Consider the following 16,683-nt stretch of genomic DNA (forward strand, 5'->3'; position numbering starts at 1 on the left):
ACTCCCCCTCGGCTTCCTCCAGACTACACTGTTACCAGTGACGCCCTTGCCTGCTGGTTGTCTTCCCGCTGGTTAGGCGACAGGGCTTCTTGCAGCCCATCGGCGCAGTAAGCATGCCAGGCACACATAGCAGTAAAGCTCCAGACTTGGAGCTTTACTTCATTTTTGCCTGCAGTTCTTGAAGGCGTTTTTCAAACCCGGGTTTGCCTAAGAGAGCAAACATATTCTGCTTATAGGCTTCAACACCAGGCTGGTCAAAAGGATTAACTCCCAAGAGATAACCGCTGATGCCGCAGGCTTTTTCAAAGAAATAGACCATGGCGCCAAAATAAGCGGGGCTGATCTCAGGAATTGTCAGAACTAAATTCGGCACTCCTCCATCAACATGAGCCAACACTGTGCCTGTAAATGCCTGCTTGTTAACAAAATCGAAGGTTTTACCAGCCAAGAAATTCAATCCGTCCACATTATCCGGATCACTGCCGACTGTAAGATCTAGTTCTGGCTTCTCAACAACTAATACAGTCTCAAAGAGATTACGCAGTCCATCTTGAATATACTGTCCGAGAGAATGCAGATCGGTGGAAAAATCCACACCGGCGGGGAATATTCCCTTCTGATCCTTACCCTCGCTTTCACCAAAGAGCTGTTTCCACCACTCGGTAAAGAAATGCATTTTTGGCTCATAGTTTACCATTATTTCCATAGTTCTGCCCTTGCGGTAAAGAATGTTGCGGAGAGCAGCATACTGGTAAGCGGGATTGTTGGCTAATTCCGGAACAGAATACCATTCGCGGGCATGAGCTGCGCCCTTCAGCATCGCATCTGTGTCAATCCCAGCTACAGCGATGGGCAGCAAACCCACAGCGGTCAGAACCGAAAATCTTCCCCCGATATCGTCTGGAATTACAAAGGTTTCATAGCCTTTGCTGTCCGCCAGCTGCTTGAGGGCGCCCTTGCTGCGATCTGTAGTTACATAGATCCGCTCTGCTGCCCCTTCACTGCCATACCGTTTCTCTAAATGCTCCCGCAGTACGCGAAAAGCCAAGGCCGGTTCGGTCGTTGTACCGGATTTGGAAATCACATTAATTGAAACATCCCTATCCTCAATCAACTGCAGCAATTCAGCCAGATATGTACCGCTGATATTGTGGCCAACAAAAAAGATCTGCGGGCCACCGCGTTTTTTGTTGGGCAGAACATTATAAAATCCGTTTTTCAGCATTTCTACTGCGGCCCGCGCTCCCAGATATGAACCTCCGATACCGATCACCAAAAATACATCCGAGTTAGAACGGACTTTGGCTGCAGCCTGCTTAATCCGCTCATATTCCTCCCGATCATAATCTTTAGGCAAATCAATCCATCCGAGAAAGTCACTGCCAGCACCTGTTTTATCATGCAGGCGCTTGTGAGCAAGCAGAACCTCTTCAGCAAGGTTGTCCAATTCGTGCTCATTAACAAAAGGCAGTGCATTTCTGTAATCAAATGTCAGCTGTTTCACAAGTTTCAACCCCTTATTTTTCCAATTTATTGAACTCAGTTTACTAAATTGGTAAACTTATAGGTACTACCATTTCTATTATACTACAACAGGAGATGATTGCTATGTATATCGGTATTATCGGTGCGATGGCAGAAGAAGTCGCCGGACTGATTCCCAAGCTTGAAGAACATTCGGAGACTACAATCGCTGGACTGGCCTTTCATCAGGGCAAACTTAATGGTCAACCGGTCATTGTGGTTAGATGCGGAGTCGGTAAGGTCAACGCCGCGGTCTGCACCCAGCTCCTGATTGACCATTTTCAAGTCACTGCGGTTATCAACACCGGTGTAGCGGGTGGTGTAGACCCAAATGTTAAAATCGGTGACGTCATCATTGCTGAAGATGCGGTGCACCATGACTTTGATGTTACAGTTTTCGGATATAAACCGGGAACAGTTCCCGGCTTTGACCAAACTTGTTTTCTGGCAGACCAAGAGCTGAAATCAAAAGCAGTCGCAGCTGCCCACAAAGTTGTTGGTCCCAACCGCACCCATCTAGGTACTATCGCCAGCGGAGACCAATTCATATCCAGTTCGGAGCGGAAACATTTTCTATTTGAAACATTTCAGGCACTCTGCGCTGAGATGGAAGGAGCTGCTATTGCCCACACCGCCTATCTCAACCAAATTCCGTACATCATAATTCGAGCTATTTCTGACCAAGCTGATGCTGCTGCACCTGCAGACTTTGAAACTTTTCTCGATCAAATCATTCCAGATCTGAATTCAATCGTATCTGAAATCGCTGCAGGCTACTCCGACTGCTCTAAGCGGTAAAGATAATAGAAATTTAGCACACCCTGTCCAAGTGCCTCCGCTAAAACCTGCCGGAAGTCGGGATTGGTCAGCTTCTCCAGATCATCCTGATTCGACAAAAAACCCACCTCCACCAGCAGCGACGGAGGCTTTACTTTTAACAGCAGCAGATTGCCGCGAGGAATCGGCTGGGGGTGGTTCAAGACCTGCACACTTTCCAATTCCTCCAGGACGGTCTCGGCGTAGAGTCTGTCAATATACGAATCCCGCCTGTAAAAAACAATCGCACCTTTTTCGTCTTTACTCTTAGTAACATTTGCATGGATACTGATTCCCAGGCTGCCCTCATGCATAGCCAAAAAGCGCCCGTTCAGATCCCGCTGGTGCCTTGTTCCCCGTATGCTGGCCAAATGCGTTACATCAGTATCGCTACTGCGAGTTAAACCAACTGTCAATCCCTGTTTCTCTAAGTAATCTTTCATTTTTAATGCAATATCGAGCACAATCTCTTTTTCATAAATATCCTCAGCACCGATCCCGCCAGAATCAATCCCTCCATGACCTGGATCGATGACTACATCATACTTAACCGGTGTTGCAACTGCTGCAGTCGATAGTACCGCCAAATGATAGCTCTCCGGCAGCGTAAGTATATATAACAAAACTACCAGCAGACCGAAAGCAATCAAATACTGTCTGGTTAAAGTTATCCAAATGAATTTCCGCTGGCGGGACATTCGGCATCCTCCTTTTTCTCGTTACCTTAAATATATTCGCCGGCAGGCTTGCCTCATTACCCCGACGAATAAGGTGAGAGAAAAAAGAGGTTTTTTGCAGGAAAATAGAGCAGAATTGCTAAGTACTTAATTTAATTCACCGCAGTTGTATTTATTCCCTGCCAAATTACCAATCTGTACGAGAGGAGGACACTAGTGTCAGAATCAATAATTGTCAACAAACCAAAAAAACGTAAAAGACGAGCCGGCAGCTCCAAAAATTTAGGATTATTCTTGTTCACCCTTATCATTATGGCAGCAATTACATTTACTGCTTACCGCTATTTTTTCCCAAAAGAAGAAGAATTTGTCCTGAATTTTTATACTTACGCTGAAGTCGGAACTAATGATTTTATCGACAAGATAACTGCTGGCGGAACTGTCACACCGGAAACCATAGTTGAGTTAAAAGCCGAAGCAGCTGCTTCCATTGTTGAAATCTTGGTTAAAGAAGGCGACGATGTCGCCGCCGGGGAACTTCTAATTAGACTGCATTCTCCAAGCTTATACGAGTCTCAAGCGAAGGCAGAAAACGACCTCAGCGCAGCCGAAAAAGCTTTAGCAGAATTACAGGATGACCAGGCTTATGAGCTGAGCGCAGCTAAAAACAAGATCACCAAAGCCGAACTAGATCTAGCTGCCAAAGAGGCTAACCTAGACCTTCAGCGCAAATTGTACGGTTTTGGTGTTATCGCCAAAGTTGAACTGGAAAAAGCAGAGCAGGAAGCCGCAGCAGCCAAGCAGACCCTGTCTGCAGCTGAGCGGGAATTAGCAGTGCTGCTGCGCACCCACCAAAACGCGCTGGAAAAAGCGGAGAAAACTCTTGCTGATGCTGAGCGCGAGTTAGAGGCTATTATGGAGAAAATTAGCAGCCTGACAATTTCTGCCCCTATCAGCGGCCGTGTTTTGTCCTTGAATGTGAAAGCAGGCGCAGATGTCAAAGAAGGCGATAAGCTCGCAGCTGTTGCCGATTTATCGACTCAGTTTATCAAGAGCAGTGTCAGTGTATCCCAAGCGGAGCGTTTTGTGGTGGGAACTCCAGCGGAAGTAACTGTTGGCCAGAACCAATATCCTGCAGTTGTAAGCTACATTTCGCCCCAAGCTCAGCAGGGCCAGGAAGGTGCGATGGTTGACGTCTATCTCGAGCTCATAGAAGGGGGTTCGCAATTGAGACCCAACAGCAGCGTAACCGCAAACATCCATCTCGGAATTTACCGCAACAGCCTAAGCTTGCCGCGAGGTGCTTATTTGACCAGTGGGCAGCAGCTTTTCGTTTATGTCATCGAGGGCAGCAAAGCTGTGCAGCGAGATGTTCAATTCGGATTAATCCAAGGCAACAATATCCAGATTTTGAGCGGATTGAATGCCGGTGATAAAGTGATTATCAGCTCATACGATCAATTCCGCCACCTAGAAGAAATTGAAATACTGCCGGAAGGAGGCCGGGCGTTGTGATTGAATTGAAACAGATTACCAAACAGTATTACATGGGTGAAACCGAAATTAACGCACTGGATCAAGTTGATTTAACTATTGAGCGTGGTGAGTTCATCTCTGTTATGGGTCCATCTGGCTCGGGTAAATCGACCCTGCTGAACATCTTGGGGGTTTTGGATCAGCCCACTTTTGGCGCATATCTGCTGGAAGATGTGGACATTACCGATTTAAGTGATCGGGAGCTGGCCAGAATCCGCAACCGCCACTTTGGCTTTATTTTCCAAAGCTATAACCTATTTCCTGAACTCAGCGCTTTAGAAAATGTGATGGTGCCTCTGGCATATGCCAAACGTCCTAAAGCTGAGCGACTCAGCCGCGCACAGGAACTTTTGGATATGGTAGGCATGTCCCACCGCCTCAAGCATTTTCCTAATCAGCTCTCCGGTGGTGAACAGCAGCGGGTAGCAATTGCCCGAGCGCTAGCCAACAATCCCACACTGCTGCTGGCCGACGAACCGACCGGAAACCTGGCCAGCGACCAAGGCCAGGAGATCATGGAACTGTTATGCAGATTAAATGAACAGGGAACCACGATTGTCATCGTTACCCATGATCCTAATGTCAGCACTTACGGCAAGCGGCTGGTGCGGCTGCAAGACGGCAGGATTATTTCAGATGAACTGCTGCAGACATCCGATTCAGTTCAAGGGGGGTCAGGTTCATGAACAAACGGTTTACTTACTTAGGACTCGTGATAATAGGAGTAATGCTGGTAGGAGCTGCCGCAGCAGCGGACACACCGGTAATCGAAATCAGTCTTGAACAAGCTCTTACCCAAGCACTCGAACAGAACTTAGATTTTTCTCTGATCAAAATCGATCTTGAGCAGGCGAAAAAAGAGCTGGAGCGGGCTCTGTTCATAGGTGATGCGGAAATGATTGAAACTGCCCAAACAAAGCTCGAAGAGCAGGAACAGAAGTACACCGATGCAGAGCAGAATTTAATTACCAAAGTCAGAAGCGCTTATTACGAGCTTCTACAGCAGGAAGCAAGTGTGGAAAACCAGGAAAAAGCCCTCACTCGCGCCCAGACCCAACTGGATATCGATCAGGCTAAATTTGATGCTGGAGTAATCTCCACAATTGATCTCCAGCGGTCGAAAAACAGCCTACTCAATGCGGAAAACTCCTATCAGTCTGCCATAATCACCTTGGAAACAAAATACATGGAATTTAATTCTCTGCTCGGGTTGGATCTTAACACCCGCATAATCCTGACAGACAGAATCAATGTTGATTTTGTTCCCTTTGAACTGGAACTCGATGAAGCCTTTGCACTGGCTTTAGAAAGCGACCAAACCATCGTGTCGGCCAAGGAGGCTCTCGTTCAAGCAATAGATAAGGTTAAAGCTGCAGATAACGAGTTTACTCCCCGCGTAGAACTAGAAAAAGCCCTAGTTGAGCAGGAAAAAGCAGAGATTCGTCTCCAGCAAGCTGAGTCTGCTCTGTATTTCCGGATCCGCGGTGAGTACTACCAAATCAAGAACGCAGCTGAAAGTGTCAATGCAAAAGAGCGGGACCTTCATTTAGAGAGGCAGATTCTCCAAGCTGAAGAAACAAAATACGCAGCTGGTGTAATCAGCAATCAAGCAGTTGTTGCCCAACAGGAAAAACTGGCTCAGGCAGAGGACGCCTACACCCAAGCTCTGTGGAGCTACAGCCAACTGCGGCACCAATTTTTGATCGGCATTGGACTAGACCCGACATCAGTCGGAGGTGCCGGAGATGAAGCCTAGACTATTTTTTGGATTAGCAGCAGTGATGATATTTTTTGTCTGCGCTTCTCCTCTCACCTTTGGTTCAAACATTACCCTGCGGGAGGCTGTCGAGCTGGCTTATGCTCAAAATGCGCAATACCAGCTATCGCTGTGGGAGCATCAGCTTACTGCCAAAGAGCAGCAGTTAGCTGATAAGACTCCCACAGTCAAATTTGCCAGTACTCCCTTAAAACTAAATAATGGAGATTTGAGCCCGGCGGAAGGAACCGTGACCCTCACTGTTCCCCTTGGTGATCGGGCAGCAGTTACTGGAATAGTCGATGTCTATGCAGAAAAATTTGATTTTGATGTTAATTCACGAGTAGGACTCTCTCTGGATTACGATTTTTTCGCGCCTGATCCCATCGAATTATTAACTGACCGGGACTCTTTGACAGTCCTTGCCAACAACCTAATTCTGGAGACTGTTGAGACCGTATTATCGCTGGACCGGGAATTAAATCAGCTGGCTTTAGAGGAAATGCGTCTGGATTATCTGCAGGAAGCCTACCAGGCTGCAGTAGTTCGGGATCAGACTCTGCAGGCTCAGCAGCTTAAGCAGCAGCTGTACGAATGTGAAACCAAAATTTCCAACCTGAGAATGAGCGTAAAACAGCAGAATCAAAAATTGAACAATCTCTTAGCCACTACCGATATCGATTATCTGCCTGTAATCAAACTCAAGGCATACGAACTTCAGTATAACCAGCAGCTGCTGCTTGACCTAGCACTCACCCACAGCGATCAGCGCAGTCAAGCAATCGCAGCACTATTGAATGCGGAAAATGAATTAAAAGCCGCTGAATCCTCTGGGGGATGGAAGATCAACGGCAGCGCCAATCTGTGGTGGGATGTGGATTTTAAGAAAGCCCCTTCTTGGTCGGTCGCTGTGACCGCAAATAAGGAGCTCTATCCTCCTTCCCTGCAGCTGGAAAAAAGCAGGCTGAATCTGGCTAAAGCTCAGCTTCGTTTAGCTGAAGTTGAGCAGAGTATCGCCAATCAAGTTGCTCAGCTTGTTCAGAAGCTGGAACTGTTGGAAGCTCAGCGGGTTGAACTTGAGCAGGATTTACTCGCGGCTGAAGAAGAATTAGCAACCACCCGCCGCCATTACGAAGCGGGACTAGCCGCACAACTGCAGCTAAAAGAGCAGCAACTGGAAATCTCTCGGCTAACGATCAATCTAGTTCACAACCAGTACGATCAGTTTATTGCTATCATGCAGTTAATGAATCAGTGCGGATTCAGCCTAGATCCACTACTTTCAGAAATAGAAACCGAGGAGGGTTAGTATGGGTTTTCTTGGCCACCTGCAGTGGTCACTGCGCCACTGCCGCAAGCGCTTATTTGAATCAATTCTCATTGTTTTGGCGATCGGCCTGGGAATTGCTGTAATAGTTTCAATTCTGACCATGATCATTAATGTCAGAGCTCAGATCGATGTCTCCGGAAGCAGTGAATGGATGCGGACGTTCAGAATATACAGCGCCGCTAACTTTTCCTCATACTCCGGCAATGAACCAGTACTGCAGATTGTGCAGCCCAAGCCATCCGAACCGCTGCAGCTGCCGTTAAGTGAGCTGCAGAACCTGCAGGACTCTCTGCCGGATGGTATGCATGTATTCTGGGAGCAAAATTATGCCTTCCCGACAAAACTGCTGCCCAAAACAGTTGATGAAACAGAAGCTCCTATAGGTCAATACGAACAACTAGTTCCAAGCTCGACGGGGATAGCAGTTTCTCGTGGAGTTTCTATGGAAGTCGAAGTCAGTGAAACAGAAACCGAAAGCTTTGATGCTGAAGATATCCAGGAAGTTGGAGAACAGTCGATGATGATTGGCAAAGATTTTGGTGGTCTCTCTCTATATGATCAGTATGAGACTATTTATGTCACTGGTACATCCTTAGGCTATTTTCCGTTTAAACAGTTTGAAATCGCCAAGGGCAGCTTGTTTGTCGAAGACGATATTCTTAACGGCAATCGAGTCATCGTTCTCAGTGCCAAATTGGCAGAGCGGTTGTTTGGGGATGCCGATCCGATTGGAAAAACGGTTCCGATCGAAGCATTTGGAGGCATGGAGCAGGTAGAGTTTACCGTGATCGGGGTGCTTGCTCCCCCGGATGAGGAGCAGGAACTGCAGATGTTTGAATCTGATCTCTACACCGGTTATGCGCCGTTTACTGCTATGCCCTACGTTAATAGGAGCGGTCCTGATCAGGAGGTAGTTCTTGATGGATTTGTCATTGGAGTAGATGTTGGAGTAGATCTAGCTTGGGCATCAGAGATTATTCAAGCTGAAATCAAACAGCGCTACGGTGATTTAGCTGTAATTGACAGCTATCACCATGACATGCAATCTCTAGGTGGTGCAAACTACGGCATCTATATCATTATCGCTCTCTTTGCTTCAATCGGTCTCGTTATAGCAGTAATCAATATCCTCAACTTAATGCTTGCCCGGGTGCTGAGGAGAGTAAAATCAATCGGATTGTCAATAGCATTGGGCTCAAGCAAACAGGGTGTGTTCAGCCAATTCCTTCTAGAAGCAGTTGTACTGGGTTTTCTAGGAGCAGGTTTAGGAATCGGCCTTTCATTCGGATTGATGAAACTGTTAACCAGACTGATTTATCTTGAGTTTACCTTGGGCGCTGCCAGCATTGCTGCAGCATTCGGATTAGGGCTGCTGGTAAGTCTGTTATTTGGAGTATACCCTGCTTATCAGGCAGCGCAGACTAATCCGGTGGATGCCCTCAGAAATGACTGATACAGCGAAGATGGAGGTGAAATGATGGAATCATTAGTATTTACAATGCGGCTTATCAGAAAAAGACCACTCCGGTCACTGCTGACCATTCTCCAAATCGCGTTGGGAGTTTGGATTGTCGCTGCGATCTTGACAATGAATTTCCAAGCTCAAGATCGGATCGAGGCAACCATGGATAAATTTGGCGAGAATATGATGCAGATTTATCTGCAGAGAGAAATCCCTATGGGCGAGCACTACGCATATGAGGGCGGTGCAATCTATCGCGAAGACTTAGAGCGCCTCAAGCAGGAAAGCGAGAATATTGAAGCGGTTTTCACCTTGGATAATGTCTGGTACATCCGCCTGCAGGCTCATGGACTTGAATACCAGTTAAGAGGACTTACTGAAACCAGCGCAGACGCGATTTCAGCTTTGAACCTAAAAATTGTAGAGGGATATGCCTTTACCAAGCAGGATGAAGACCAGGGCAATCGCGTAGCTCTAATCTCCACCGAGATCAGCAATCAGCTGTTTCCCAATGAATCACCTATCGGAAAAACGGTCAGTATAGGTTCTGAGTTTGATCAGGAGTATTTGACTTTTGAAATCATTGGAGTATTCGAGCCGTTGGATCCGCTTATGCAAATATTTATCCAGGAAACGACCATGATCATCCCCCAAGGCAGCCGCTACAGAAGCGCCGAATGGGATGATTATACTCCTCCGATTTACGGCAACATATTCATCAAATCCTATCCCGGCAAAAGCGCTGAAGCAGTTATGGATGCCCAGTTAATTCTTGGCTACGATGATTTTACTGTCGAGGCCCACTATCTGAGCGATATGGGCAGAGCGTTTTCCAGCTCAATTAATTATATGTCCATGATTCTTGGTGCTTTTGCTTTCGTCGCCATTGTAATCAGTTCGCTGGGAATCTTAAGCATTATGCTGGTTAATGTGGTGGAGCGGACCCGGGAGATTGGTCTTCGCAAAGCACTGGGGGCTTCAAAGGTGTCGATTATACTGCAGGTTCTCCATGAATCTGTAATCTTTTCACTGTTAGGAGCACTGCTAGGTATAATCGGCGCTGCAGTTTCCAGCCGTTACATTGTTGATGGGCTTCTCAAGGATTACTTTTTTGACTTCATGGGTAATCTCGGGCACTTTCACCCGATGTCAGCAGTCTATACCTGCTTGATGGCAGTAGGATTAGGTGTTGTCTTCGGGCTGTACCCCGCGGTTCAAGCTGCACGAATGCCGGTAGTCGATGCCCTTCGGGATGCCTAGTGATTTGATCCACTCATATAAATAAAAAGCGGTACCTGGTGCATTAAACTGCAGAGGTACCGCTTTCTCTTTTAGTTTACAGCTTTCTGAATACAGCTGTTAACTCGAGGTCTGAAGTAAGCATGATTTCCAGCTGAGTTTCTGTACTGGTGCGAGAGCCTTCCCATCCTACAAACTCATAGCCCGGTTTCGGGTGGGCTGTCACCTTAATCGGAACGCTGCGCAAGTATGTCCCCTGCCACGATTCAGGATTAGTGATGCCCGGAGTTTCCGGCACAAGATCAAGCGTGTTGATTTGGATATATCCAGCATCAAGATCGCTGTTTAAAGTCACTGTGGCTGTTCCAGGTAGTTTAAAGAAATCGGTAAGCATTGTCCAAATGTATTTATGGCGGTTTTGTGCCCAAATCCGCATCTTATTTACGTTCTGCTTCCATTCTTCAACCGATCGGCCCGGATTGCCCCACCTTGCAATATGCTCCGCTATTTCTGGCTCCAGTACTGCTTCAAATTGATCGATCATCGTGATAATCCGATCCAGTGTAAATGACGAATTGAGATGATCCGCAAAGGTATTGATAAACTGGATCCTAAAGTTAGGATTCTCAAGCAGTCCCCTCAGCAGCGGACCGCGGCTTCCAGTGGCATGCTCCATAGAGTTGAAATCACCGCCGGTGCCATGGACATAGCCGAATCCAAAGTCGGTATCAAACATCATCCAGCGCCATCTGCCGTCCTGACCGTAAGGCGCATCGGGATCATACTGATCTGTTTTATATCTCCAAGCGGCTGTGTTTTTACCAGGCCAGTCTGTATTGCTGTAGAAAATCTGCGCTACTTGATAGTCGATAAACTGATCAATATCGATTTTGGTTGTTATATACTGATAGTTTTGGGCTGACGCCATGTTGTTGCGCTGCACATAAGCTGTTATCTCATGGAGATCCCGCTCATCCCCCGGATTACCGTAGTCGAGCTCATCATAGTGGGTGGTGATGACCACGTTTTCCGGATCAAGATTGTAATGAGCTGCGAGATAATGCTGATCCAAACGCTCGCGAATATTGTGGATACCCCAGTATTCTCCGTTAATAAACACTACCGCTGGTCGATATGCCATCACATCGACTTTAGTGTGAGCAATTAACTCATGCATCAGCGCATCGGCAAATAAATCTATCGACCAATGGTTGCCGGCATTGCGCAGTAAGATCCGCTTAAACTCAGTGAGCGGCTCTCCGGTTCCGGTTGTTGTTAACCCAGGAAAGATCGGATACTCCACTATGCCCGGTGGTTGATATGATGAGCGGGCATACAGTTTCAGCGACTTTTGCGGCCAAGCTCTGGTAATGCCTCCATGAGTTCTTGCTCCCATATTCATAGTGAATCCAACCATACCGCCGGGTTCAAAGAACTCGACATGAACCGGACGTTCCCACATTATCCCCCGCTGGGTATAATTACCGGGATTGTGCCATGGTCTGCCCGGACGGAAGTTAAAATAGAAGGCACCAGCGACATAAATTCCATAGTTATGGTCAAAGAAGTTGCCCGGATCAGTCGCAATCGAAATAATCGGCAGTGAATAGCGGTTGTAAATATCTTCATCAACAAAATATGTATGTGTTTCTACATCACTTGCCAGCACTCCATCTTTATAGGCTGCGGCCCTTACCACGATCCCTTGATATACATCCTGCGGAGTCCAAGGCAGAAACGCTTTGGTCTGCTTTTGCCCTGTATAATCCTGTTCTATCCGGTTCAAATTAAATGGACCGAACGTTTTTATAAGAGACAGCAGCTCTGTCGTTGTATTCCCCGGTCCGATCAGAATCGGTTCCTGGTAGACTGATGAGTCAGGAGTCGGCACTGAACCGTCCAAGGTATAATAAATAATAACATCCGGATCAGCGCTGCTCAGCTCTAGATAAAACGATTCTGGATAAAATCCCCGCACATGCGAAAACTTCGGCGGCTGCAGTTTTTCAGCAAAGGCTTTGTCAGTGCTGTTGGGTTTTCCGGGTGTAGCTGCTTGGAAAAACACCAAGCTGTCACTTCCGTCAGGACTGCGTCCATAGGAGATATCCTGCATATGTGGCTTGGGCGGAATATAGTCCTGCAGTCTGCCTTCCGGATCTGAAAGCAGCAGCGGTTCTCCTTCGCTGCCCAGCTTAAAGTTTGTATGAATCTCGCCAAAACTGGTCTGGTCCAGACCGGATGCGTATACCAAGATATAGCCTCCCGCCGGAATGACCGCGTTCGCCGGAAACCGCCATTTCAGAGGATTCGATAGACTATCTGACAAATAGTATCCAGTCAAATCAACATCATCAGGCTGAGGGTTGTACAGTTCAATCCAGTCGTAATACTCCTGCGAGCGGCTTTTTAGGGTTGAACTGTTTGCAGCCATGAACTCATTGATGAGAACGTTCTGTTCACCAACATCCGGAAGCACAACTGGCTCACGGGCAAAGATGTTCACCCAATAGGGGCGAATCGGCTCATAATCATCACGCAGAACCGTGGACTGGAGCGGATTATCTCTAATGTCCAACTCAGCCCTGATACCAAGGTGATGCTGATTCTGAAGCGCTCCCTGGCGCATCAAGTCTGCCAAAACCAGAGTATCGGTCAAACCGGTGCTGCGCAGATTTAATCTCTTCAAATTGGTTAGATTTTTAAGAAAGCTAGTATCTTCACCAATATATACATTACGCATAATTAGCGTTTCCAGCTTAGTTAAAGCGGAAATAGGTTCAATCGATACAGCCGGTATGGAGTGAATATTGAGATACTCTAAATTTCCTAAATCAACAACTGGAGACAGATCGGTCACCAAGGTTTCTCTGAGATTTAGGCTTGTTAGCTGCGTTAATGCCTGCAGCGGTGTTAAATCCCGTACTGGATTAAAGCTTATATCCAATGACCGCAGATTGATTAACTGTTCAATACCTGCTAGATTAGATATGCCGTGGTTGTCAGCCTTTAGTTCGACTATAGTCTTCAATGATTCCACTGAGACTTCTCTGCCCAGCGCTCTCAACTCTGCTTCAACAACTGCTGTTAGATTCGGATCCGCAAATCCAAGCTCGCTGCCGGAAGCATATCCTGCCAGCAGCAGAACGATGCAAAGACTTATTAGTGCCGCTTTTCTCATCTCTACCACTCCTTGTCCGTTCTTGAACCTGCCCCACTAGCTGATAGTCAAGCTGAGGAACTAACAATATTTTAACATAATTGTAGTATATACCGTCCAGCTCTACCCTGTCAAACCTTATTTGCAGATTAAAAAGGCTGGCACTATCCAAGCGCCAACCTGCTGAGTATATTTATAGATTTTGATCAAACAATAAAACGCGAGCGGGCGCAGCTTCTACATTCTGAAGCTTAAGCGGTGCTGCTACCATGAAATACTCACCGTCAGGGACCTCTTTTAGGCGCAGTCCTTCTATAATAATAATTCCACTGCTCAGCAGCTGTTTATGGGTAGCATGATCCTCCTGATCCCTTTCGATTCCCAACGAATCAATACCCACACCAGCGATTTGTTTGGAAACTAAATACTCTGCTCCGGTGCGGTCTACAAAGACAAATTCAAAATCAAAGTCCTCAGTATTGGAATTTCGAGTCTTCAATAACAAAAAATCATCAGCCTCGATGTCAAAGCCAATTAAATCGGCTTTGGTAATCTGTTTAGCCACTCCGGTCAAGTCTAGAACCTTTACCGGCCGCACTAAACTGCTCAAAGAAACCTGTTCGATAGTGATTCCATCTTTAATAAAATGCAGAGGCGCATCAATATGGGTACCAGTGTGCATATCCATTGCAACCCGTGTTTCTCTGCCGCCGCTCCCATCGGGGTTAAAATCTCTTTCGATTGTAAAAACCGGCCGTTTGGCGTCCCTGTTCTTCCACACCTGCATCCCCGGGTGAACAGCCATTGAAACATCATAAACCTTCACTGCACTTCACTCCTCTGTTGAATAATTGCATACATTAATACCCATGCCATTCCCTGCCATCAGCCCTAATTAGAAAATCAGCCTGAGATGGACCAAAACTTCCTGCAGGATAGGTAATCACCTTCACGTTTTCTTCCTGCCAATACTGGGCAATTTGATCTACAAAATACCACGAGTACTCCACCTCATCCCAGCGGGTAAACAATGTAGATTCACCCCGCATCACATCATATAGGAGCCTTTCATAAGCCTCCGGCGAGTTAAAGCCTTCCAGGGAAGCGTGACTGAAGTCCATCGACACAGGCACAATCGTTTGCTCGGTTCCAGGCTTCTTGGCATTAAACTTAAAGAAAATGCCGGCATCAGGCTGAACTCGGATCAAGAGCAGATTTGGATCAAGTTTTTCATCTTTAAAGTAGAGGACTCCGGGAAGTTTCTTAAAGCTGATTACTATTTCTGAGTATTTAGTGGGCATCCGCTTGCCTGTCCGCATATAAAATGGCACACCAGCCCAGCGGAAATTTTCTACATAGGCCTTAAGGGCAACGAATGTTTCTACATTGGTATTGGGATCCACCCTGTCCTCCTGGTTGTAGGCTAAAACCTGCTGCCCATTCACCACTCCAGGACCGTACTGCCCCCGCACTACATCTGCTAAATCAACCCGCAGTGAGCGGAGAACCTTTACTTTTTCGTCCCTGATCGACTCAGTATCTAAATCAACCGGAGGTTCCATGGCAATGAGAGTCAGCAGCTGCAGCATGTGGTTCTGCACCATGTCCCGCAGCGCTCCCGACTGTTCATAATATGGTCCCCGTCCCTCAACTCCCACAGTCTCAGCGAAGGTAATCTGGACATGGTCAATGTATTTATTGTTCCACAGCGGTTCAAACAAGGTGTTAGCAAACCGGAGAATCATCAGATTCTGCACCATTTCTTTCCCCAGATAATGATCGATGCGGTAGATCAGCTTCTCAGCAAAAGTACTGCGGATCACTCGGTTTAATTCCTGGGCAGAATCTAAATCCCAACCGAAAGGTTTCTCAATTACCAACCGCTGCCATGAATCCTGGTTGGGTGCCATGCCATGGGTCCGCAGCTGCAGTGTAATCGCTCCAAAATGCTCTGGTGCTACAGCCAAAAAGAACACACGGTTGCCCTTGGTTCCACAGCTCTTATCGAGTTCATCCAGCTTAGCCTTTAGATCAGCGTAGCGCTCCGATTCATTAAAATCGAGTTGGAAATAATGAAAGCAGTTGAGGAATCCTAAGTCCTCTTCTTGGCCTGTAAGGCCTGTGCGGGAAAATTCTTTGATTGATTGAATAATATCTGCCCGCACTTCCTCATCTGTTTTCCTTCTTCTGCCAATCGCCACGACTGCAAAATGCTCAGGCAGCGCGCGGTCGCGGTAAAGATTATATAAAGCAGGATACAGTTTGCGCTTAGTTAAGTCACCTGTGGCGCCAAAAATAACCAGAATACATGGCTCCTGATTTACGATTGGATGTTTTGGCACTCTACTCACTCCTATCCATATTGCTCCTATACTCTTATTCCATTTCCTTAAGCAGGCGAAGCAGAGAGCGGCGAAACCGCAAGTCATCATCACTTCGGCGGGCAGAGGCACCCCTAGTCCGCCCTCCTCCGCGGCGAATCTTTGCTTTGATAGCTCTTTCTTCCAACAGGAAGTCAATTTTATCATCTGTATATATTCTTCCGGATGGTGCCAAAGCCTTTGCACCTTTGGCCAAAACCAAAGCTGCTAAACCCCAATCCTGGGTTACGACAAGGTCGCCGCGCTGAGCGCGATTGATCACAGCCAAATCCGCTGCATCTTTTTCACTGCCAACAACAATATGTTCTGCATTTTCGATGTTATGATTAAAAGAAGCAACAGTAATCAATCGATATCCGTATACCTGCTGGTATTCGCTGAGAATTCTCATGCAGCTGCGGGGGCAGGCATCAGCATCTACCAGCACTTTTCCTCGCATATCTTCACCTACTTTCAACCAATGGCCAGTTTTGAAAAAACCCAACTTGGAGTTGGTTCCGAGTTGGGTTTTGCCGTCAAAACACATCTATTTCTAAAGTCATTACTTCTAAGAGTGGATCTGCTTCAATAAACTTAATAACCTGTTGGAGCTGCTGCTCGGCGTGCTTAACAGTACTGCTGACAACAGCAACCCCAATATCGGAACGCTGCCATAAGTCCTGACTGCCAACTTCGGCAACAGCTGCGTTAAACTTATTTCTTGTTCGCCGCATGATGCTGAGGAGAATACCCCGCTTTTCTTTAAGAGACTGCGCACCGATAATTCTCACACTGATCACAGCAGATCCAATAATCACTACCGGTT

The 16,683-nt window shown here is 46.9% G+C and carries 14 protein-coding genes; 7 read left to right on the forward strand and 7 right to left on the reverse strand.

All coding sequences use genetic code 11. From position 1 onward, the window contains the following. Positions 1 to 154 precede the first annotated feature (154 nt). Entirely contained in the window at positions 155 to 1,504 is a 1,350-nt protein-coding gene (locus GX019_01895; GenBank protein HHT35908.1) for a glucose-6-phosphate isomerase, read from the reverse strand. 104 nt (positions 1,505 to 1,608) lie between these two features. Between GX019_01895 and GX019_01900 the strand changes: the two genes are divergently transcribed. After that, on the forward strand, positions 1,609 to 2,322 hold the full coding sequence (locus GX019_01900; protein HHT35909.1) for a 5'-methylthioadenosine/adenosylhomocysteine nucleosidase: 714 nt from the start codon (positions 1,609 to 1,611) through the stop codon (positions 2,320 to 2,322). Here GX019_01900 and GX019_01905 read toward each other — a convergent pair. Further along, positions 2,298 to 3,038 (reverse strand): N-acetylmuramoyl-L-alanine amidase, encoded by a 741-nt coding sequence (locus GX019_01905; GenBank protein HHT35910.1) that lies wholly within the window; start codon positions 3,036 to 3,038, stop codon positions 2,298 to 2,300. The genes GX019_01900 and GX019_01905 overlap by 25 nt on opposite strands. Before the next feature lie 195 nt (positions 3,039 to 3,233). Between GX019_01905 and GX019_01910 the strand changes: the two genes are divergently transcribed. Genes GX019_01910 through GX019_01935 form a run of 6 tightly spaced genes read left to right on the forward strand, consistent with a single transcriptional unit; the run spans position 3,234 to position 10,361 of the window. After that, entirely contained in the window at positions 3,234 to 4,532 is a 1,299-nt protein-coding gene (locus GX019_01910) for an efflux RND transporter periplasmic adaptor subunit (GenBank protein ID HHT35911.1), read from the forward strand. A gap of 32 nt (positions 4,533 to 4,564) precedes the next feature. Beyond that, positions 4,565 to 5,239, forward strand: coding sequence for an ABC transporter ATP-binding protein (locus tag GX019_01915; protein ID HHT35912.1), 675 nt, complete (start codon positions 4,565 to 4,567; stop codon positions 5,237 to 5,239). Continuing rightward, on the forward strand, positions 5,236 to 6,309 hold the full coding sequence (locus GX019_01920) for a TolC family protein (GenBank protein ID HHT35913.1): 1,074 nt from the start codon (positions 5,236 to 5,238) through the stop codon (positions 6,307 to 6,309). The genes GX019_01915 and GX019_01920 overlap by 4 nt, the downstream gene beginning before the upstream one ends. After that, positions 6,299 to 7,618, forward strand: coding sequence for a TolC family protein (locus tag GX019_01925; GenBank protein HHT35914.1), 1,320 nt, complete (start codon positions 6,299 to 6,301; stop codon positions 7,616 to 7,618). Before GX019_01920 ends, GX019_01925 begins: the two co-directional genes overlap by 11 nt. Before the next feature lies 1 nt (position 7,619). After that, on the forward strand, positions 7,620 to 9,092 hold the full coding sequence (locus GX019_01930; protein HHT35915.1) for an FtsX-like permease family protein: 1,473 nt from the start codon (positions 7,620 to 7,622) through the stop codon (positions 9,090 to 9,092). 24 nt (positions 9,093 to 9,116) lie between these two features. Next, entirely contained in the window at positions 9,117 to 10,361 is a 1,245-nt protein-coding gene (locus GX019_01935; protein ID HHT35916.1) for an ABC transporter permease, read from the forward strand. A 76-nt stretch (positions 10,362 to 10,437) separates the two neighbouring features. Here GX019_01935 and GX019_01940 read toward each other — a convergent pair whose 3' ends face one another. From GX019_01940 to GX019_01960, 5 genes are all read right to left on the reverse strand, one after another. Next, entirely contained in the window at positions 10,438 to 13,518 is a 3,081-nt protein-coding gene (locus GX019_01940; GenBank protein ID HHT35917.1) for a dockerin, read from the reverse strand. A gap of 172 nt (positions 13,519 to 13,690) precedes the next feature. Further along, the gene (locus GX019_01945) at positions 13,691 to 14,323 is read right to left on the reverse strand and encodes a cyclase family protein (protein HHT35918.1); all 633 of its coding nucleotides are present in this window, start codon (positions 14,321 to 14,323) and stop codon (positions 13,691 to 13,693) included. Positions 14,324 to 14,357: 34 nt separating this feature from the next. Next, positions 14,358 to 15,926, reverse strand: a complete 1,569-nt coding sequence (locus tag GX019_01950) for a glucose-6-phosphate dehydrogenase (protein ID HHT35919.1) — start codon at positions 15,924 to 15,926, stop codon at positions 14,358 to 14,360. Beyond that, positions 15,874 to 16,317: a DUF188 domain-containing protein gene (locus GX019_01955; protein HHT35920.1), complete on the reverse strand. Its 444-nt coding sequence runs from the start codon at positions 16,315 to 16,317 to the stop codon at positions 15,874 to 15,876. The genes GX019_01950 and GX019_01955 overlap by 53 nt, the downstream gene beginning before the upstream one ends. Before the next feature lie 76 nt (positions 16,318 to 16,393). Further along, positions 16,394 to 16,672 carry a DUF503 domain-containing protein gene (locus GX019_01960; protein ID HHT35921.1) on the reverse strand — a complete coding sequence of 93 codons (279 nt, stop codon included), beginning with the start codon at positions 16,670 to 16,672 and terminating at the stop codon, positions 16,394 to 16,396. Positions 16,673 to 16,683: the final 11 nt, after the last annotated feature.

Source organism: Bacillota bacterium, from assembly GCA_012837335.1.
Classification (GTDB): Bacteria; Bacillota; Limnochordia; order Darwinibacteriales; family DTU012; genus DTU012.